Annotated in this window: 16 protein-coding genes; 13 read left to right on the forward strand and 3 right to left on the reverse strand. The window is 40.1% G+C overall.

All coding sequences use genetic code 11. From position 1 onward, the window contains the following. Nucleotides 1-21: 21 nt before the first annotated feature. Nucleotides 22-1,602, forward strand: a complete 1,581-nt coding sequence (locus LC653_RS13850) for a hydantoinase B/oxoprolinase family protein (RefSeq protein WP_229495026.1) — start codon at nt 22-24, stop codon at nt 1,600-1,602. A gap of 677 nt (nt 1,603-2,279) precedes the next feature. Here the strand turns inward: LC653_RS13850 and LC653_RS13860 are convergent. Then, nucleotides 2,280-2,786 carry a DUF6174 domain-containing protein gene (locus LC653_RS13860; RefSeq protein ID WP_229495027.1) on the reverse strand — a complete coding sequence of 169 codons (507 nt, stop codon included), beginning with the start codon at nt 2,784-2,786 and terminating at the stop codon, nt 2,280-2,282. A gap of 514 nt (nt 2,787-3,300) precedes the next feature. On the opposite strand from LC653_RS13860, the gene LC653_RS13865 reads away from it, so the two are divergent. After that, on the forward strand, nt 3,301-3,801 hold the full coding sequence (locus tag LC653_RS13865; RefSeq protein WP_229495028.1) for a TIGR00725 family protein: 501 nt from the start codon (nt 3,301-3,303) through the stop codon (nt 3,799-3,801). A gap of 205 nt (nt 3,802-4,006) precedes the next feature. Here LC653_RS13865 and LC653_RS13870 read toward each other — a convergent pair whose 3' ends face one another. Together LC653_RS13870 and LC653_RS13875 are read right to left on the reverse strand one after the other, a co-directional pair. Next, nucleotides 4,007-4,297 (reverse strand): FAD-dependent oxidoreductase, encoded by a 291-nt coding sequence (locus LC653_RS13870; protein ID WP_229495029.1) that lies wholly within the window; start codon nt 4,295-4,297, stop codon nt 4,007-4,009. 187 nt (nt 4,298-4,484) lie between these two features. Then, complete coding sequence (locus LC653_RS13875) at nt 4,485-4,685, reverse strand: FAD-dependent oxidoreductase (RefSeq protein WP_229495030.1); 201 nt, start codon at nt 4,683-4,685, stop codon at nt 4,485-4,487. Between the two features lie 1,643 nt (nt 4,686-6,328). On the opposite strand from LC653_RS13875, the gene LC653_RS13880 reads away from it, so the two are divergent. The 11 genes from LC653_RS13880 to LC653_RS13940 all read left to right on the forward strand — a co-directional run bounded on the left by LC653_RS13880 (nt 6,329) and on the right by LC653_RS13940 (nt 20,203). Next, nucleotides 6,329-9,409, forward strand: a complete 3,081-nt coding sequence (locus tag LC653_RS13880) for a peptidase domain-containing ABC transporter (protein ID WP_229495031.1) — start codon at nt 6,329-6,331, stop codon at nt 9,407-9,409. Nucleotides 9,410-9,538: 129 nt separating this feature from the next. Next, nucleotides 9,539-11,077 (forward strand): beta-barrel domain-containing protein, encoded by a 1,539-nt coding sequence (locus LC653_RS13885; RefSeq protein ID WP_229495032.1) that lies wholly within the window; start codon nt 9,539-9,541, stop codon nt 11,075-11,077. Nucleotides 11,078-11,304: 227 nt separating this feature from the next. Continuing rightward, on the forward strand, nt 11,305-12,102 hold the full coding sequence (locus LC653_RS13890) for a peptidylprolyl isomerase (protein WP_229495033.1): 798 nt from the start codon (nt 11,305-11,307) through the stop codon (nt 12,100-12,102). 402 nt (nt 12,103-12,504) lie between these two features. Beyond that, on the forward strand, nt 12,505-12,840 hold the full coding sequence (locus LC653_RS13895; RefSeq protein WP_229495034.1) for a hypothetical protein: 336 nt from the start codon (nt 12,505-12,507) through the stop codon (nt 12,838-12,840). 1,046 nt (nt 12,841-13,886) lie between these two features. After that, nucleotides 13,887-14,180, forward strand: a complete 294-nt coding sequence (locus LC653_RS13900) for a hypothetical protein (RefSeq protein WP_229495035.1) — start codon at nt 13,887-13,889, stop codon at nt 14,178-14,180. Nucleotides 14,181-14,252: 72 nt separating this feature from the next. Continuing rightward, nucleotides 14,253-14,546 (forward strand): hypothetical protein, encoded by a 294-nt coding sequence (locus LC653_RS13905; RefSeq protein ID WP_229495036.1) that lies wholly within the window; start codon nt 14,253-14,255, stop codon nt 14,544-14,546. A gap of 81 nt (nt 14,547-14,627) precedes the next feature. Beyond that, complete coding sequence (locus LC653_RS13910; protein ID WP_229495037.1) at nt 14,628-14,936, forward strand: hypothetical protein; 309 nt, start codon at nt 14,628-14,630, stop codon at nt 14,934-14,936. 994 nt (nt 14,937-15,930) lie between these two features. Next, nucleotides 15,931-16,365, forward strand: coding sequence for a hypothetical protein (locus LC653_RS13915; protein ID WP_229495038.1), 435 nt, complete (start codon nt 15,931-15,933; stop codon nt 16,363-16,365). 367 nt (nt 16,366-16,732) lie between these two features. Then, nucleotides 16,733-17,776: a calcium-binding protein gene (locus tag LC653_RS46210; protein WP_267923051.1), complete on the forward strand. Its 1,044-nt coding sequence runs from the start codon at nt 16,733-16,735 to the stop codon at nt 17,774-17,776. A gap of 156 nt (nt 17,777-17,932) precedes the next feature. Then, nucleotides 17,933-18,538: a calcium-binding protein gene (locus tag LC653_RS13935; RefSeq protein ID WP_229495039.1), complete on the forward strand. Its 606-nt coding sequence runs from the start codon at nt 17,933-17,935 to the stop codon at nt 18,536-18,538. Nucleotides 18,539-18,973: 435 nt separating this feature from the next. Next, nucleotides 18,974-20,203: a calcium-binding protein gene (locus LC653_RS13940; protein ID WP_229495040.1), complete on the forward strand. Its 1,230-nt coding sequence runs from the start codon at nt 18,974-18,976 to the stop codon at nt 20,201-20,203. Nucleotides 20,204-20,365 lie beyond the last annotated feature (162 nt).

Below are 20,365 nucleotides of genomic sequence, written 5' to 3' on the forward strand. Positions count from 1 at the left end.
TTTTATAAAAAGGAGTTAAAAATGTACACAACAACGCAACCAGATCCCGTCCGCTTAGAAATATTCAAAAATCTCTATCAATTTATCGCCGAACAAATGGGAATTGTTCTCCAAAATACGGCAGCATCTGTAAATATCAAAGAGAGGCTAGATTTCTCCTGCGCTATTTTTGACTCTTCTGGATTATTAGTTGCTAATGCCCCCCATATTCCTGTACATTTAGGCTCAATGAGTGAAAGTGTCCGCAGTTTAATTAACGAAAAACGCGACACCTTAAAACCAGGGAATGTATATCTATCTAATAATCCTTATAATGGGGGAACCCACCTTCCTGACGTAACTGCAATTACCCCTGTTTTTCTAAAGAGTCGTGAAAATACTCCATTCCCTACTCCCCTCTTTTTTGTTGCTTCTCGTGGACACCAAGCAGATATCGGTGGAATTACTCCTGGTTCAATGCCTCCCCACAGTACGACAGTAGAAGAGGAAGGAATTATTTTTGATAATTTTCTCTTGGTTGAAGAGGGCAATTTCCGAGAACCCGCAGTAAGACAGCACCTCTCAACTCATACTTATCCTGCTCGTAACCCTGACCAAAATATCGCTGACTTTAAAGCACAAATTGCCGCAAATGAACGGGGAGTACAAGAACTTCGTAAAATGGTTTCACAATACAAGCTCGATACTGTTCAAGCTTACATGAAGTTTGTGCAAGCTAATGCTGAGGAGTCGGTGAGAAAGGCTATCAATCTTCTCAAAGATGGCTCATTTATTTATGAAATGGATAATGGGGCACGAATTAAAGTTAAAGTGACGATTCACCCAGAAACTCGTAGCGCTACCATTGATTTTACTGGAACTTCTGAGCAACTAAATAGTAATTTTAATGCTCCCAAAGCTGTAACTCAAGCAGCAGTTTTATATGTCTTTCGGACTTTGGTTGATGATAATATTCCACTTAATGCCGGGTGTCTTAACCCTCTAGAAATTATTATTCCAGTTGGCTGTATGCTGAATCCAATTTATCCAGCAGCAGTAGTAGCGGGTAATGTCGAAACTTCTCAAACCATTGTCGATGCTTTATATGGCGCTTTAGGTGTCATGGCTGCTTCTCAAGGAACGATGAATAATTTTACTTTTGGTAATGAGCAATATCAATATTATGAAACTATCTGCGGCGGCTCTGGGGCAGGAATTGATTTTGATGGAACTGATGGTGTTCATTCTCACATGACTAACTCTCGTTTGACCGATCCAGAAGTTTTAGAAACCCGTTATCCTGTACTTTTAGAAAGTTTTAATCTTCGTCCCGATAGCGGTGGTAAAGGGCAATATTCCGGTGGTAATGGAGTTGTGCGCCGCATCCGGTTTTTAGAACCCATGACAGCTAATATTCTCTCTGGTCATCGGGTTGTCTCTCCATTTGGATTAAATGGTGGGGAAGCCGGAATTGTCGGACGCAACTGGATACAACGTCACAATGGAATTGAAGAGAATTTAGACAGCACAGCAACAGTAGAGATGAAACCTGGGGATGTTTTTGTGATAGAAACTCCTGGAGGAGGCGGATTTGGTAAAGTCTCCTATTTGCGTAATTCGTAATTCGTAATTCGTAATTCGTAATTATAGGACTTACACAAAATATCTTTCAAACTCTCATTTCTCCGTGCCCTCTGCGCCTCTGCCGTTCGTTATTCCATAACTGGTGCGTAAAGACATTTAATAAGGGTGGCTTATTTCTGGCGTGCGGTTCGGCATTTTTCCCCGATAAGCAAGGTTATCGGGCGATGCGTCTGACTTTCTGTCTTTCGCCAGAGGAGATTGAGCAAGGTATTTCGATTGTGGGTAAGTTGCTGAAAAAGTATATTTCCAAAGGATGCGTAGATACAGAGCGGCTTGTCGTCAAACATCGCATATCTAATTATCAACCGCTTGTTCACAGTTTGTAGGTTAACACAGATGTTTTAACTCCTGTCCGTGGGTTTAAGTCCCCCGGTTCAATAAAAATTTTGTTTTGTGTTGGGGGTTAAATCCCTATTACAAAACAAAATTTACGTTAGCGCAGCGTTAGCGAGTCCGCGAGCGTCATTACGAATTACGAATTACGAATTACGAATTATTTAATCTACTCCGCGCTGAAGGTGATTAACATAATGCAGCACATCTTGGCAATCATAAATCACGGTTATTTATTTGTTTTTGTAGCATTAACCTCTCCCTGGCTTAAAAGCACAGGGAGGTTTTTTTAGTAGGGATTTATCGGATTGTCAAAAACAGCCTCATCGCTTTATATATGAACCATGATGAAGCACTTCAAAATTGCTAATTGTAGTAAATACTCCAGCATCGGCAGCTAGATTACCGATATTAATTTGGGTTGGATAACCAAGTTGTGAGTTGTACACCACAGTTAGTTCGGATTCTCCACCGTTGATCGTATTCCGAATCAAATTAAAGAGCTTAGGAATTGTACTATATTGTTGTAATAGCTCTGAATTTACTCGCTTACCAGTTTGAGCATTCGTGATAGATTTTGTGATGCCGTTACGTACTTCAATGATTAATGGCCCTCTGAAATCGGGAAGACAAAAGCAACTATTGCTAACTCTGTAGCGATAGTTGTTAATTTTTTGTCGATTCCACAATTGGCGATTAATTTTTAGCTGTGTTAAGTTCGAGTTAGTAATCTCTGCTTTTGCTCCATGCGTAGGAGGCACAGACATTACTGGAGCGTTCAAACTTAAAGATGCTACTAAAATTGCACCAATAGCAATAGGTAAGCGCATATCAATCCTTTGTTAACTAACGTTGAGTTATAACTTCAGCGTGACTAAATATGATTCCAGAGAGTTGAAATCACTTCTAAAAGTTGACACAGTTTATACAGACAATCCCCAAGCGCTCGTAACAGCAGGAATAGTCCATAGTATAAACTTCAACAAATCCCAGACAAGCTTAGAATACTATTCACCTCAAATTTTGTGTTTTATGCAAAAAACGAATAATTTTAAAATTGGCATTATAAAATTTAAAAGCCAGTATCAGGCAAACCCCAAGACCCTAACTACATAAGACTTTCAGAAAATTAAATATTTACCTGTATAATAATCATTATAATTTGGGAGTTAGAGGCAGATTCAGTTGAAGATAAGCTAATTTATGTTTTCTGAGAATAGTTGATTTATTTATTTTATAATTTAATCAATTTTTACAATTATCTAGTAAGAATAGCTATACCCATGTAGTAATTGCTTCAGTAAGAGCAACTACTTATAAAACGCTGCTAGAAATCGAAATTCTATGAGAAAAATTATTGTTGGGGTAATGGGGCCTGGAAAAAATGCGACAGCAAATGATTTGCAAAATGCTTATACGCTAGGTCAACTTATTGCCAAACAAGGATGGATTTTACTCACAGGCGGTAGAAATGTAGGTGTAATGGATACAGTAAGTAAAGGTGCAAAATCTGCTGAGGGTTTAACTATTGGTATTCTTCCTAGCGACAATCAAGATAGTATTTCCTCTTCAGTGGATATTGCTATTTTCACAGACATGGGGAATGCTAGAAATAATATTAATGTTCTCACTAGTGATGTGGTAATTGCCTGCGGTATGGGTGCAGGAACTGCTTCAGAAATTGCCTTAGCTTTGAAAGGAAGTAAGCAAGTAATTTTGTTGACTAACGATGAAGAAAGTAAGGTTTTCTTCAAAAAGCTATCGCCAGAAAATGTTTATATTGTGGAGAGTGTGGAGCAGGCGATCGCTACTGCCAAAACAATCTTATATAGCAGTCCGCTTTGATTTTTGAGATTATTTGTGTAGAGAGGGAGTGGGGAGTAGGGAGTGGGGAGTGGGGAAGAAGCCTTTTCGGGGTGTACTGATTTTTTTCAGAAATCAAATACGAGTCTTATACTAATTCATAATTTGTAATAGACACATCCTTAATACAAACAAAGTGGAATAATAATTTATCGTGGACTAAGATAGCGATCGCCTATTGATGGGGTCATTTCCCCCAAGCTTTTAGCCCCCAACCAAGAGCCTCTTCGTTGAATTGGTGTTCTAGAGCGCATACAGCTTGCTCACCAGACCAAAAAGCACCATGCACAGTACCTGGATCGGTTGGATGTACAGCCTCGCCAGCGAAGTATACTCGACCTGCAATGGGTTGGCTTAACTGCCTGGATTCAAGCCCAGTTGCCCCAACTAGCAGTCGTGCGTAAGAACCTAATATAAAGAGTACCTCAGACAACTGTATAGCTAGCCCACGAGCCAGATAATCTATGATTGTGTCCATACCACCCACCACAAAGCGATCGCTAGTTGCGGTAATCAGTGACCAAATAATTACTAATTCGTAATTCGTAATTCGTAATTCGTAATTAAAGGTACAAGCCCCTAACTAAAGTTTATGGAGACAAATAAATTTATTCCTCAATTAGGCCCCCGACTTCAGTCGTGGGGTAATAATTACGAATTACGAATTATAAATTACGAATTATTTTGACTTGGGTTTGAATTTGCTTATCCTGGGCTATTGGCTTTAAAGGGTTTCCTGAACCACCGTGCAACCAAGAAGCTCCCAGATCAATAGGCGTACCTAACTGATGTTTCGTCTTGACTCGACCACCCAGGCGATCGCTAGCTTCCAATACCGTAACATCGTATCCCTTAGTTTTTAACATTTTTGAGGGGTCTAAGTCCCTCGCTTCTAAATCGCGACAAGTTTTGCGGTGGGGTTAAAATCCCCATTGCAAAACTTAATTACGAATTACGAATTACGAATTACGAATTATTTTAATAGCCGTGCAGCACTTAACCCAGCAAAGCCTGCTCCAATGACTATCACTCGACCTTGGCCAGAACCCGCATTGTAACCTGGAATATGAGCGTTTAGGCTATCGGGAAGCATAGCTTTTATTTACTCCCTACATCTAATTTACAGGTATTGAAGCAGAAAGCCAAAAATCCAAGCATCCAACCCAAGGTATTTTTAATTCTGGCATTGCAGAGAAAGCGGGATGATTTAGCAACTTTCAAAATTTCCCCCCTGTCTCAAGAGCTTGCCCCAATTCATCCCACTATTCTGCAACGCCTTAAATTCTTTGTGCTAGGGGAGAAGCAAATATTGGCCCTAGCATTGCAAGTATGTTTCGGGTAAAACTGAAGTACCCAAAAAAATTGAAAAACCTCAAATTTTTACCCAGACTTACTTACAGGCATTTATGTATTTATTTATAGTGTATTCTTGCTCTGCTTGGGTTCTCAACGGCTATTAACACTCAACTAACTTGCCGATCAGTCTTTTACCCTTGAGTAGACTTTGTTTCTAACTCCCGACAAAATGGGCGAACCGGGAGTATTATGTGCTGTTATAACTTGCACCATACTGTGTGGTCTATTTGTTTAAAGATTTGATGTATAAATGACTTAGAATTGTATTTTTTTTGCTAAGAATTATCCCTTATGTAATATTTCAAAAAATTTACACGAAAATAGGCATAAACATATTCAAACTTTAAGTTAATCAGTGTAAGCTAAGTAGGTATGCACAAATAAACCTAACTATGTAACAAAATAATATAAAAAGCTTTAAGCTCTTGTGATTGCTTGGCTTGGCTTTGCTGCGTACCCTTCGGTAACGCCAGGGGCGAACGCAATGACATATGACATGGTTATAAATTTTCCCGCCTACTTAATTATGTAAATATGTTTCTCGCAAAACCATTTTAACCACTCGCACTAATTCCGTTGTAGGAGGTGTAATAAATTTTACATAGTTGTTTAAAGAGACTAAACATGACTGTAAAAAGATTGAGTTTAGTAGCTTCTAAGCAAACCAAGCAATATTGTTTAAGTGAGATTTTTATTGGCTAGTAAAATCTCAAAAAATCATGATGTGCTTTATAGTTTTTCTCGTCTCTGGACTGTAGCCTGCCCAAAGCCAGCCTTTTAATGCTGGAGGTTACGGACTATAGACTGAAGCATCCCCACTAAATTGATTTAAATACCTTGCTTGGCAAAGCCGTAGACGCTTTGCTTCTAAATTCTTCTTCAACCTCTTGCTGAAAACACGAATCTTGTGGCGGCCAAAGACACCTCAAGGGGTACTGTTTTGCGAGCAATAAGGCTTAGTTAGGCAAACGTCTAGCCCAATAATCTAGCATTCACATTAGTGATTGTCAAATAAAATACCTTTTTATCAAAAAAACTCTTTTCTTAACAGGAGGCTTAGGGTTTCCTCGCAGAACACAAGAGAATCAAATAATCCTAATTGTTGTTTTTTCAATTTAGACCAATAGCTAAATTTCGTCTTGGAGGTTAGAAAATGCCACCCGTGCTTTCTGGGGAAGATGTAGGCGAAAGGCTCTTGTACACCTTGGGTGCAAAGCTTTCAGAACAAGAATTACAAAACTTCTTGGCAGCAATGGAAATTGTGGAGCCACCACTAGCAAAGCAGTTCTGGCAATCTGCACAGACGAATCCAGGTATCTATATTATCCTTACAGGTAAAGTCCGACTGTTGGATAGCTCTGAGAATTTAATCACTACCTTTGGTGCATGGTCTGTTTTCGGCGAATTGACTCTTTTTCCCGAAGCTGACTTTAGTCCTTATGTAGTCAGAGCTTCGACAAGCTTAAAACTGGGCTATTTCAGGCAAGACGCATTGCAAACATTGATAGACAAGTATCCTAATATTCGCGATCGCCTTTTTGCCCGTGCAGAACTTTGGGATTTGCTATTGTTATGTCGCCAAACCTCACAATTACCGTGCCATACTTCACTTGTACCAGGGATGCTCAAAGCTTTATCTCTCTTTGAGCGACAGCAATTAGAAACTGGCTCTCTAACTACGCAAGTGTCCCAAGATTCTGAGTTATGCCTATTGTACAGAGGTCAACTGCGGCATTCTGAAGGTCATTTTTTGACGCCAGGCACAATCTTTGCCCAACCAAAACAAGGTGATTGGCAAGCAACTCAACCAACAATTGCTTACATTCTGAAAAACGACCATCGGCAAACAGCACTAAAATACTTGCCGGAGTTGGGCAACTGGGGGCTGGGGAGTGGGGAGTGGGGAGAGACGCGATTAATCACGTCTGTAGTAAAGAGTGGGGAAAAAACTTCCCAATCTCCAAAATCCAAAATCATTCCTTTTCCCCAACGAGATCAGCAGTCACAACAACAACCAAAAAAAGCACGTTTTTACTTTCCCAGTCCACAGGTACAAGTGGGGCATTGGTGGAGACACCTCACTAAGAGCTATCCCTTCTATGCACAACAAAGCGCTGCCGATTGTGGCTCTGCTTGCTTGGTAATGATTGGTAACTATTGGGGCAAGCATTTTAGTATCAATCGCCTGCGGGATCTGACCAACGTCAACCGCAGTGGTGCATCTTTAAAGGCTATGGCAACAGCAGCAGAAAACCTGGGTTTTGCCACCCGTCCGGTGAAAGCCACTCTTGATAAATTAGCAGAACAACCTTTACCTGCAATTGTCCACTGGGAAGGCAAACACTTCATCGTTGTCTATGAAATCAGCAAAAAGCGGGTGATTGTATGTGATCCGGCTCTTGGTCAACGCAGCCTGACAAAAGCTGAATTTCAAGCAGGTTGGAGTGGTTATGCATTGTTACTGCAACCTACAGCTTTATTAAAAAATACTAAAAACGAAAGTACAAGCTTCTGGAAGTTTTTTGAGTTAATCAAACCTCACTATCGGGCACTATTAGAAATCTTTGCAGCTTCGATATTAATCCAAATATTTGGACTGGTAACGCCAGTCTTCACTCAGTTGTTGCTCGATAGAGTACTTGTGCAACGTAGCGTTACAACCTTAAACGCCATTGGTTTGGGGATGATTATTTTTGGGTTATTTGGTGTGGCTGTCAATGCTCTACGGCAATATCTTCTATTTCATACCGCTAACCGCGTTAGCATCGCCCTACTCGTAGGTTTTATTAGACATACCTTCCGCTTGCCTCTTTCTTATTTCGAGTCGCGTTTTGTTGGGGATATAGTCTCACGCATCCAAGAAAACCAGAAAATTCAGCAATTCCTTACCGGTCAGACACTCTCTATCTTGCTGGATATGCTGACATTGGTGGTTTATCTGGGCTTGATGTTCTCCTATAGCTGGCGCATGTCATTATTCGTGCTGTGTACAGTACCGCCATTTTTTATCTTGGCGCTGGCTAGCACAAATATTTTGCGCCACATCTCCAGAGAAATTTTTAATGCAGGCGCTAAAGAACAAAGCTATCTCATAGAATCCCTAAGTGGAATTCGTACCGTCCGCTCATTGTCAATTGAACAGACTGTGCGCTGGCGTTGGGAGGAACTGCTGAATGATTTGATCAAAAAAGGCTTTAATGCTCAGATAATTGGTAATCACCTGCAAATTATCAGTGGCGTTATCCAAACTTTTGTAAATACTGCATTGCTGTGGTACGGAGCGACCCAGGTAATTAATGGCGAACTGACGATTGGACAATTAGTTGCTTTCAATATGTTGGTGGGTAATGTCTTGAGTCCTTTCCAGCGCCTATCTATGCTGTGGAATCAATTGCAAGAAATTGTGATTTCCACCGAACGCATAAATGATGTGTTGGAGGCGGAACCAGAAGAAGACTTAGAAACTAAACCCCGGAAGGCGTTGGGTAAGCTGCGCGGTCACATTAGCTTTCATAATGTCACCTTTCGCTATCACTCAGAAAGTGAGACTAACGTCTTAGAAAATCTTAACTTTGAAATCCAACCAGAACAGATGGTAGCAGTGGTGGGGCGCAGTGGTTCTGGAAAAACAACGCTGAGTAAATTGATTTTAGGTTTATATCCACCAACAGATGGCAAACTACTGATTGATGGTCGTGACATCACTAGTGTTTCCTTGCGATCGCTGCGTTCTCAAATCGGCGTTGTAGACCAAGATACTTTTCTCTTTGGTGGGACTATTCGGGAAAACATTGCGATCGCTCATCCAAATGCTTCTTCAGAAGAAATTATCCAAGCCGCAAAATACGCCGGAGCCGATGAATTTATTCAAAAACTACCGATGGGTTACGAATCCCAAATTGGTGAAAGCGGCGGTATGCTTTCTGGTGGACAACGCCAACGCCTAGCGATCGCTCGTGCTTTGCTCGGAAATCCTCGATTATTACTATTTGATGAAGCCACCAGCCACCTAGATTCCGAATCAGAAAGAATTATTCAAAACAACCTCAAAACAATTCTTCAAGGACGCACAAGTGTAATCATTGCCCATCGCCTCTCTACAGTCCGCAACGCTGACTTGATTCTGGTTTTAGATCAAGGCGTTTTGGTAGAAAGCGGTACCCACGACGAATTAATCGCTAAAAAAGGTCATTATTACTACCTGAATCAACAACAACTGGCTCAAGTCAGTTGAGATTGGGCACTTGTACTGAGCGAAGTCGTTGGCGCAGCCTAAGAAGAGAAGTATGGGGCATTAATAAATAATTAATAGTTCTTCCCCACCTCTCTCATATATATATTTACTTTTATCGGAACTAAAGCTATGCCATCTCCCAATAGATCATCCCCACTTCCTCAAGATCAGACAGATAAGTATCAAAGTTACACACAGCAAGAGGAATCTGTAGAAGTTGCTGAGGCAGAAAGCAATAGTCAAGATTTGTACTACGGTACTGAAGCATTGCTTAATGCCTTACCTCGGATTTGGACTCGTGGTTTGTTGTATATACTCATAGGCTTTGCTGGTCTGTTTTTGCCTTGGGCAACTCTGTCGAAAGTAGATGAGACTGGTAGTGCTAGAGGGCGTATAGAACCTAAAGGCGCAACTCAAAAATTAGACGCTCAAGCTGGTGGGAGTGTCAAAACAGTTCTGGTCAAAGAAGGAGATACAGTCAGAGCCGGCCAGGTTCTAGTAGAACTAGAGTCTGATGTGCTGCAAACGGAACTGCAACAAGTCCAGAGCAAATTGCAAGGGCTACAAAATCGGCAATCGCAACTGGAATTGCTCAAAAATCAACTTTTAATTTCAACTAACCTTTTAGAGCAACAAAATAAATTTCAAGAATTAGAAAAAATGGCTCAAGTTAACCAGGTGCAGCAAAACCTGGATGCCAAACTGAGTAGCCATAACCTCCAAAAGTTAGAAAAACAAGCATTAGTTAAGCAAGCCCAGCAGCAGATTTACACCACTCGCGATGATAAGCAATCGGCTAAAAACCGTTTGAGTATAGATTCTAGGCAAATTGAACGCTTTAGCAAACTCGTTCAGGATGGTGCAGTTTCTGCAACCCAAATTGATCAACTTAAAAAAGAACAACAAGAAAGTAAACGACTCTATAGCAGGGCTGTATCAGATATCAAACAAGCAGAATTCCGTTTAGCGGAAGAACTAAATCGTTATCAAGTAACTATCAAAACGTTAGAGTCTGATATCAAACAAGCAAAACTGCGACTGCAAGAAGAACAAAGTAGTTATGAAAGTTTGATGCAAGCCGGACAACTGGCTGTAATGAAAAATCAGGAACAGCTAAAAGACCTACAGACACAAATAACAGCAGTACAATCGGAAGTCGCTCAGACTAGAAGCCAGATTACATCTATAAAAGTTCAAATACAGCAACGAGTGGTGCGATCGCCGATTAATGGGGTGATTTTTGAATTACCCACCACGAAGTCAGGAGCAGTAGTACAACTCGGTCAAAGGATTGCCCAAATCGCACCCAATAATGCAGACTTCGTACTCAGAGCTAGTATGCCTAATCAGGATAGTGGTTTCTTGAAGGTAGGAATGCCAGTTAAAGTCAAGTTTGATGCCTATCCCTTCCAGGAGTATGGCATCGTGCAAGGGAAAGTTACTTGGATCTCTCCTGACTCGAAAATTACCCAAACACCCCAAGGGAACATCGAAAACTATGAGTTAGAAATCACCTTAGATCAGCAATATGTCGAAAATGGCAACAAACGTATTCCATTAGGTGCCGGTCAGACAGCAAATGCTGAAGTGATCATTCGCCAGAGGCGGGTGATTGATTTTGTTTTAGATCCGTTCAAGAAACTGCAAAAAGGTGGTTTAGAGATTTAGTCAGAGCGATGCCTACGGTGGTCACTGAGCGGCTGGTGAGCATCTCGACTTGCGGACATGGAACCGGAGTCGAACCATGTCGAAGTGCGGCAAACTACGCACTGAAATTAGGAAATATGACAAGGGAGATAAGAAAAATAAATAACTCCTAACTCCTGTACAGACGCGATTAATCGCGTCTCTCCCAACTTATGCCCCATGCTTTTAATAATTGGAGATATCGTATTATGCCCCACAGTCTGACAATTTCCAGTTCAGATATCATTCACAGTCTCAAGCTCTCCTGTCAGATACCTGATGTAGTAGAGGCGATCGCTTCGCAAAGCATCATTACCGAAGCAGCTCTTGAGCTAGGAATTACAGTCACACCAGAAGAACTACAGCAAGAAGGAGATGCCTTAAGGTTTGCTAAGAAGCTTGTCAAAGCTAAAGAAACCTGGACATGGCTAGAAAAACACCACCTGTCTGTGAATGAGTTTGAAGAATTAGCCTACAACAAAATCCTTTCGCGGAAGTTGGCAAATCATCTATTTTCTGATCAACTTGAAAAGCACTTTTATGAACACCAACTAGATTATGTCGCCGCCGTTACCTACGAAGTTGTCTTCGAGGATCGAGACTTGGCTTTAGAGCTTTTTTATGCGCTAGAAGAAGGCGAAATCAATTTTCCTGAAATTGCTCGTTTATATATTCCAGAACCAGAACTCCGCCGTGCTTATGGATATCAAGGACTCCGATACCGCAAAGATTTTCGTCCAGAGATTGCAGCAGCTGTATTTGCTGCTGCACCACCAAATGCTCTCAAACCGATTACAACACCCAAGGGAGTGCATTTAATTTGGGTGGAAGAAATTATTCAACCCCAATTAGATGAACAGTTGCGCCAAAAAATCATTACAGAATCATTTTCTCATTGGTTAAAGCAACAAATTAACGCGATGAAAATTGTCACTCAGATAGACTCAGATGCAAATGTGCGATCGCACGAGGGATTGCCAGATATGTCATTCACCAAGACTAAATAGGTTATTAAATTTATCTGACTAAAGGTAGATGCTTTTAAATTTCAAAAATGTTATAGATGCTGGTATGCTTGCTTAAAATTTAATAATTTGTTCTCTTTAGTATTTTGTGAATATATCCACAACTTACCAGCTTAGTGCTTCAAAAAATTAAGTTTAATCTTCATAAGTCTTGTTGGGCAGTAACTAAGGTTATTAATGCCTAAAATTATTTTAGCTTTTTTTAATATTAGCTAATAGTATAGATGCTCCTTTTTAAGGAAATACATTAGTTTTTTAAATCACAAATTTATCAGAAAAAATTGACTTTTCAAGGAAAAAACTGTAGCATTTGTATAACCAGTTACAGACTGGTTAAGAAAAATATTCATTAAAAAAAAGTTGCACTTTTCAGGAGAAACTCAAATGGTTATTTCTGATCTAAACTACTTGGAAAATACCTCTGAAGAAATTCTTGGTGGTCGTGGTACTAACATCGCCAACATCTTCACAGCAGACAAGAGAGTTACAGCTGTTGTTGATGAAAGATTCAACAAGGTAGTTAACACTAACTTGAATGGTATCCAAGGCAACACTGCTGAATTAGTTGTTAGTGCTGATGCTACCGGAGACAGAACCTTCAGCAGCGTTATTGGTGGTGTACAAGTCGAAGACAATCGCTCTGAGACTTTCGTTAACGCTATTGCTGCTACCATTCAGAATCCTCCCAACCAACAGGTAGCAGGGATCACGACTCACTAACCCACATTTTTAAACGTGGGATTGAAAACTTGGACAACGCAATTCTTACGCTACGCGTCTCGAAAAACATCTTTTTTTTGAGTGAGCTTCAGACTCACAGCTAAACTTTAAAAATTCTTTCCTGTTCCCTATTAAGACTTCTCTCTCCCTTTTTGGGTGAAAGAAATCATTGAACCCCAACTATGATGAACAGTTGCGTCAAAAAACCATTAGAAAATCATTTTCTGATTGGTTAAAGCAACAAATTAAGGCTATGAAAACAGTTACTCAGATAGCAGTACGCTTGGGTTAAGGGTAAAATACTTTATTAAAGTCAGTTTTTTGACATGCAAATGCATCAGCCTCCGTCTACGACACGCTGCGCGAACGTAGATAAGCAGCTTGCTGCATGTCCTGTCCGTCGGGACTAGTGCTTGAGGTTTTCCCTTACGAGTATTGCACACTCTTCTGTTGGGCTATTTCGGTAAAAGCTAGACTACCTCTGTTTTTGCTGAAGGTATTGTTAACTGAACCGTATTGGCTCAGATAGGTTCAGATGCAAATTTATGTGCGATCGCACGAAGAATTCCTAGATATCTTATTTACTAAGACTAAATAGGTTATTAAATTCCAAATGTTTTTTTAGCTAACTATGTTATCTGATTTAAGGTAGATTTTTCTAGTGTTAGAAAATCTTATCGATGCTGCTATTGTTTGCTTAAAAATTTAATATTATTTTCGTTTTGTCTATTTTGTAAATCCATCTACAAAATGCTGTTTTAGCGCGATTAAAAACTTAAATTAAATCGCTATAAGTCTTGATGGGCAGTAATAAATTCAATTACTGTCTAATTTTAGTATGCTTTTTTTTGGTTTTAAACAATGCTTGTATATGCTTATATATGATCGTTTTAAGCGGCAATATATTAGTTTTTTTAATAATAAATTATTCAAAAAAAGTATTGACTTTCCTGAGAAATGAATTATAGTAATTATGTGGCTAACAAAAACAAGTTTGTAACGCCAAAGATTCCGCAAATAATTTACAACTTTCAGGAGAAACTCAAATGATTATTTCTGATCTAAACTACTTGGAAAATACCTCTGAAGAAATTCTCGGTGGTCGTGGTACTAACATCGCCAACATCTTCACAGCAGACAAGAGAGTTACAGCTGTTGTTAATGAAAGCTTCACCAAGGCAGTTACCACTAACTTGGCTGGTATACAAGGCAACACTGCTGAATTAGTTGTTAGCGCTGATGCTACCGGAAACAGAACCTTCAGCAGCGTTGTTGGTGGTGTTCAAGTCGAAGACAATCGCTCTGAGACTTTCGTTAACGCGATTGCTGCTACCGTATAATGTGGCTAACAAAGACAACTTTGTAACGCCAAAGGTTCCGCCCAAAAGCTAAACTTTTCAGGAGAAACTTAAATGATTATTTCTGATCTAAACTACTTGGAAAATACCTCTGAAGAAATTCTTGGTGGTCGTGGTACTAACATCGCCAACATCTTCACAGCAGACAAGACAGTTAGAGCTGTTGTTAATGAAAGCTTCACCAAGACAGTTAACACTAACTTGGCTGGTATACAAGGCAACACTGCTGAATTAGTTGTTAGCGCTGATGCTACCGGAAACAGAACCTTCAGCAGCGTTGTTGGTGGTGTTCAAGTCGAAGACAATCGCTCTGAGACTTTCGTTAACGCGATTGCTGCTACCGTCTAGTAGTAATAATGTGGCTAACAAAGACAACTTTGTAACGCCAAAGGTTCCGCCCAAAAGCTAAACTTTTCAGGAGAAACTCAAATGATTATTTCTGATCTAAACTACTTGGAAAATACCTCTGAAGAAATTCTTGGTGGTCGTGGTACTAACATCGCCAACATCTTCACAGCAGACAAGACAGTTAGAGCTGTTGTTAATGAAAGCTTCACCAAGACAGTTAACACTAACTTGAATGGTATCCAAGGCAACACTGCTGAATTAGTTGTTAGTGCTGATGCTACTGGAAACAGAACCTTCAGCAGCGTTGTTGGTGGTGTTCAAGTCGAAGACGATCGCTCTGAGACTTTCGTTAACGCTATTGCTGCTACCATTCGTAATCCTGGAACTTAATCCAACTGGATTAGTTAAGCTTAAGCCTAAAAACAAAAGCAGGTTAGAGTGAGTAAGAAAACCAACACTCCATAGCAATTGTTTTGTTGGGTTATCTTGTACTCTACTCAACCTACTGTTGGATGTTCAAAGATTGCTGAAAACTATCTTGGTTTATAGTTTTCAGCAATTTTCTAAATTCAATCTTAACACAGTTAACTAGACAGTTGCAAGACTTACCTTTTTAGGCAAGGTGATATCTGTTTGTTAATGTAGGAAGGCTCTTCTCAAGTCGAGTAATGCTAGGGTAGCGCCTCCAAAGTTCAGCATCAAAACAACTACCATACTCAGTAAACCAAAACATTTTTAGAAGTCTTACCATCTGGACATTTCAGCTAAAGCCAGGGATATCACAAAACTCACAAAACAACGTTAACTTCAGCATAAGAGACGATACCCCTAGTTACCTTCAAGCGGTAAGCATTACCCATACCATCAAGCTTATCGCTCTATTACTAATGGTGTTTGCTTCCTGATTCGTAAGGGCACAAACCTCTACTATTACGTTCGTTTTCAGTTTGTGGCTACTCATACTTGAGCTTTAGTATCATAACTATCTGTCAAAGAAGAGGAAAGGGGGCAGGGGGCACAAAGCTTAGGGGAGAACGCCATAAATAAATTTATGTCTGCTGAAAGTTGGACGTATTATTTCCTGTCGTAATGCATCTCGAAATAAATATTTAACATTAAGTAGGTGGGCGCTAAAAAATACAACTAGATTAAGAAATGTAAATCGCTTAAAAGCTGATATTAAAAGCGTTTCTGGCGCTTTACATAAATTTACACAGTTCAGTTTAATTGTGCCTACTTACTTAAGCATCAATAAATTTATTTGCTCTGAAACCCTCTTGGTAGGGAAATTACCCCATCTTCTCCCCTGCTCCCTGCTCCTTGCTCCTCTCCTCTCTGGTCAAGTCGGTATATATTATATCTAGCAAGATCAAGAGGAAATCTAATGAGCAGTATTTTTTTAACAGGTCTGTCCTACGTCAATCTGAGTGGTGCCGGCGGCAGCATTAACGTCAGCATTTCTTCTCCTACAGGTTTAACCATTAACAGGAGTGAAGAAGTTTTCGTACCCGGAGCAACATCCTATAGGAGTACCGTGGTAGCTACGAATTCCTACACCGCAGGTAACGCGAACGATTTGCTATTAGGAGGTCAAGATAACGGTACTTTCGTCAGCAATTTAGGCACTGATACACTTACCAGAGGTACTAATCGCAGTTTATTTCTAGGTACAACAACAAATTCTGCTTCTGGGCGTGCTAATGTCATCACTGATTTGAATTCATCTTTAGGTGATGGGATTGGGATAGGAATAAATAATAACCTGTTAAGCAACTTCGGATTTATAGGCTTCAATTCGATAGGTGATAGTTTCCTGTGAGGGGCTAATTTAGCCTATTTTTAGGGCAGTTTTTACAAATATTTTTGAGTAAAACAATAATTTAGCAATGAACCTAACACTCAAAAATAGCTAAGAGGATGTTTTAAAAGTTCTATTGTTGCTATCAAAACGTTTTAGATCCTCCTAAATCCCCCTTTAAAAAGGGGGACGAGCAAGCGACTTCAGTCGTGGAGTAATAATTACAAATTACGAATTATAAATTACGAATTATTTTGACCGACTGGCATGGGTTAGGGGGATCGAGAAGTGTCTAAAATCACAGCAAAATACTTTTAAAACATCCTCTTAGGATGATTACCCACTACACATTGGCAACTTCAACCAAGAATTTGCGAGGTAAAAAAATATGGCAATTGTAGAAATAAATGACAGCAACAATATAGGAGGCAATAATAATAATGCTGATGAAATCGCGAATCTTTTTAGTCGTAGAAACGATATCTTGACCGGGAGAGACGGTAATAATGGTACATCTGGAGGTAGGAGTATACGAGGAACTAGCGGCAACGATCTATTAAATGTCCCAGGAGGAAACACTAATACTAGGAGTTACACGATTTTTGGTCTTGGTGGTAACGATACTTTGACTGGGGGAGGCGGTAATGACAAGATATTTACAGGTATCGGTAATTCCCTAGTGAATGGGGGAGATGGGAATGACAACTTGTCTGGCACCCTTGGTAACGATACCCTGAATGGGGGTAGCGGTGATGATCTGGTGAGTGGAAGTCTTGGTGATGACTTGCTAAATGGGGATAGCGGCGATGATAACCTCCCTGGAAGTCTCGGTAATGACACCCTGAATGGGGGACTCGGAAATGATAATCTAACTGGAAGTGAAGGGGATGACTTTGTTTTTGGGGATGCTGGCAATGACACCCTCGATGGAGGTCAGGGTAGTGATGTAATATTTGGGGGCGATGGTAATGATAGTCTAACTGGAAGCCTTAGCGGCTCTCCTGATGCTCCTGAAGGATTTTTTGCGGACGTTCTTGTAGGGGGTGCTGGTAGTGACACTCTCAATGGATTTGGCGCTGGTACAGGATCAGGTGGTGATGATACTGTACAATTATTTGAGAGAGATGAGTTAATAGGTGGCGGTGTGCTTGACAGAAACGGCATCGTCACAGATGTTTCTGGCGACGGCGTGAAAGATTTCTTTGTGCTTGGGGATGCGAAAGGCGCTTTTTATACAGTTGCTGGCGAGAGTGACTATGCTCTTATTTTCGGCTTTGAGAAGGGTATTGATCAGTTGCAACTTAGTCCATCTGTGACTTATGAACTTCAAACAGCCTCTCAGATAACTCAGCTTGATACTTTGATTTTCGCCAAACTTACTGGCGGTAATGAGCTAATTGCGATTGTAGCAAACGTTGACCTGACTAGATAGGTATGGCTCATCATCAATAGAACATGAAATTAACAATACCTTGTTTGTGGTCAAGAGTAATATAGATGCGATCGCCCTGCTTAAACCAAGAATATAAATAATATTTAAGCAGCAACGCAGATAATAGTAAAGTTTACAACTTTAGGAGACAAAAATATGGCAATCTTACAAGGAACTAACGCCGATGATACCCTCAATGGGGGTAGCAATAACGATAGCCTTAATGGAGGTCTTGGTAATGACTTGCTTTTTGGGAATGGTGGCAATGACACCCTCAATGGAGCTGAGGGTAGTGACGTAATATTTGGGGGCGATGGTAATGATAATCTAATTGGAGGTTTTAGCGGATCTCCATCTGCTCCTCAAGGATTCTTTGATGACTTTCTCGTAGGGGGTGCTGGTAGTGACACTCTCAATGGATTTGGCGGTGCTAGAGCAAGATTATTTGAGAGAGATGAGTTAATAGGTGGCGGTGCGGTTGACAATAAGGGCGACGTTACAAATATTTCTGGCGATGGCGTCAGAGATGTGTTTGTGCTTGGGGATACGAATGCCCCTTATTATACAGCTGCTGGCGACAGGGACTATGCTCTTATTTTGGGCTTTGAGAAGGGTATTGATCAGTTGGGACTTAGTACAACTGTGAATTATAGACTTGAAACTAGAGGTCAGATAACTAGCCTTGATACTTTGATTTTCGCCCAACTTTCTGGCGGTAATCAGCTAATTGCGATTGTAGCAAACGTTGACCTGACTACATAGGTATAGCTCATCATCGTATCCGTTCAATAAATCGAGGCGACCTACCAGTTCAGGAACGATTTTACGCTATTTGAGGCTTGTCACTGAGCAATTTACCTTGGATTATTGAGCGGTTACTCATCATCAACAGAGGATAAAAGTAACAATACCTTGTTTGTGGCCAAAAATAATTTAGATACGATCGCCCTGGATAATTGACATGACTGCTGAAATTATGAGATTGTGCGATCGTTATGCCTAATTCCACAAAATAGGGTTGCATACACTCATACATCTTTGTAGACAAAGTACTTAACAGGAACAGAAAATATTATGCAGCCACAGACACTCTTTTTAAAGCCAACTGTAAATCAAATTCCTAATCCCAACCCTAACTTTGCTAACGCTAATGGGTCTACTTCTTCCTCAAAGTATAGTCAAAAGCCCTCAGGAACTTTGACTACCACTGAGATAGAGGCGTTGGTTGAAAGTGGAGTTGCTATTGTTACGGCTCAAGCCGGAGCTATTTATGAGAATGACCCAACTTTTTCTTGGCTCTTTAGTGACATCACTGGCATCGGATTAGATGGTTCGGGAGCAGGAACTGCCAGTAGTGAAATACAAGTGGTTGCTAGTTTTAAAGTTGATGCTCATAAAACCTTCTCTTTCGATTTCAATGCAGACTTAGCACTAAAAGCTAAAGAAATTGAAAATTATGGTACTGAATATAACCAGGCTAAGGGGATAATTTGTTTAATGGTACTAGATACCACAAATCCTTATAAACCTAAGGTATTAGATTATTTCGGTATCCACGGTAAGTTAGTTTCCTCTGAGCAGATTGCTGATTTGAAATCTAGCAAAAGTAGTAATGTTAGTATTAAAAGTATCCCGCAAACTACTGATATTGACGGCGATAATGGTGAGGACTCCCTCAAAGCAAAGAGCGTTGGTAGTTATAAAAAAACTTGGGAGCGTGACATCAACATAACAATAATAGAAATGAATCTCAGTAATATTCTTTTTTTAGGAGATACTTTAATCAACAATTTAGGTAAAAATGTTACTTATGGCACGGTTTTGAAAGATGATCTTCAAGGAAGTAACAGGGGAGACAAAATTTATGCCAGCTTAGGAGATGACAAGCTGGATGGAAGGAAAGGCGATGATATCCTCGAAGGCGGCGAAGGGTATGATACCCTAATTGGAGGCCAAGGCAATGATAGCCTAAATGGCGGTTGGGGTGATGACGTTCTGATTGGTGGTAAGGGGAATGATGTTTTAGTTGGTGGCGACGGCTATGACAAATTTGTTTTCAACTTTAGCGTTAACGATAGCTTGTTGACAGATACGCTTGGTGGCGTCCAAGATTTACTAGTTGGTATTGGTATTGATCTCGGTCTCGATAATATTTTCAACACTAGCGATAAATTCTTGACAAGTGAGTTTGATGTCATTCAAGATTTTAAAATTGGTATTGATAAGATTGAATTTACGGGCTTGCATGATATTGACGCTGAGACTTGGTTAAATGAAATGTTTTATCAAGGAAATATAATTGATAGTAATAATGGTCTCCTTTTGAGTTTTAATTCTGGAGACACTAAACAAACATTACTGCTATCAGGTGTAAATTCTAACCAGTTTTGGTCTGATTCGACCCTACTTTCGATCGTACTTTCTTAGAGTAATTTACTAATACATACTTTGCGTAATTCGTAATTCGTAATACCTCTTTCCTATGGTTTTTAGACAATAGCCACTAAGATGAAATCAGGTATGTAAAAACGATACGGATGACACTACAAGACGCACGAGAATACGTTTCAACGAATATCTGCGGGAATC

The sequence above is a fragment of the Nostoc mirabile CHAB5784 genome, assembly GCF_020829645.1.
GTDB lineage: Bacteria > Cyanobacteriota > Cyanobacteriia > Cyanobacteriales > Nostocaceae > Nostoc > Nostoc mirabile.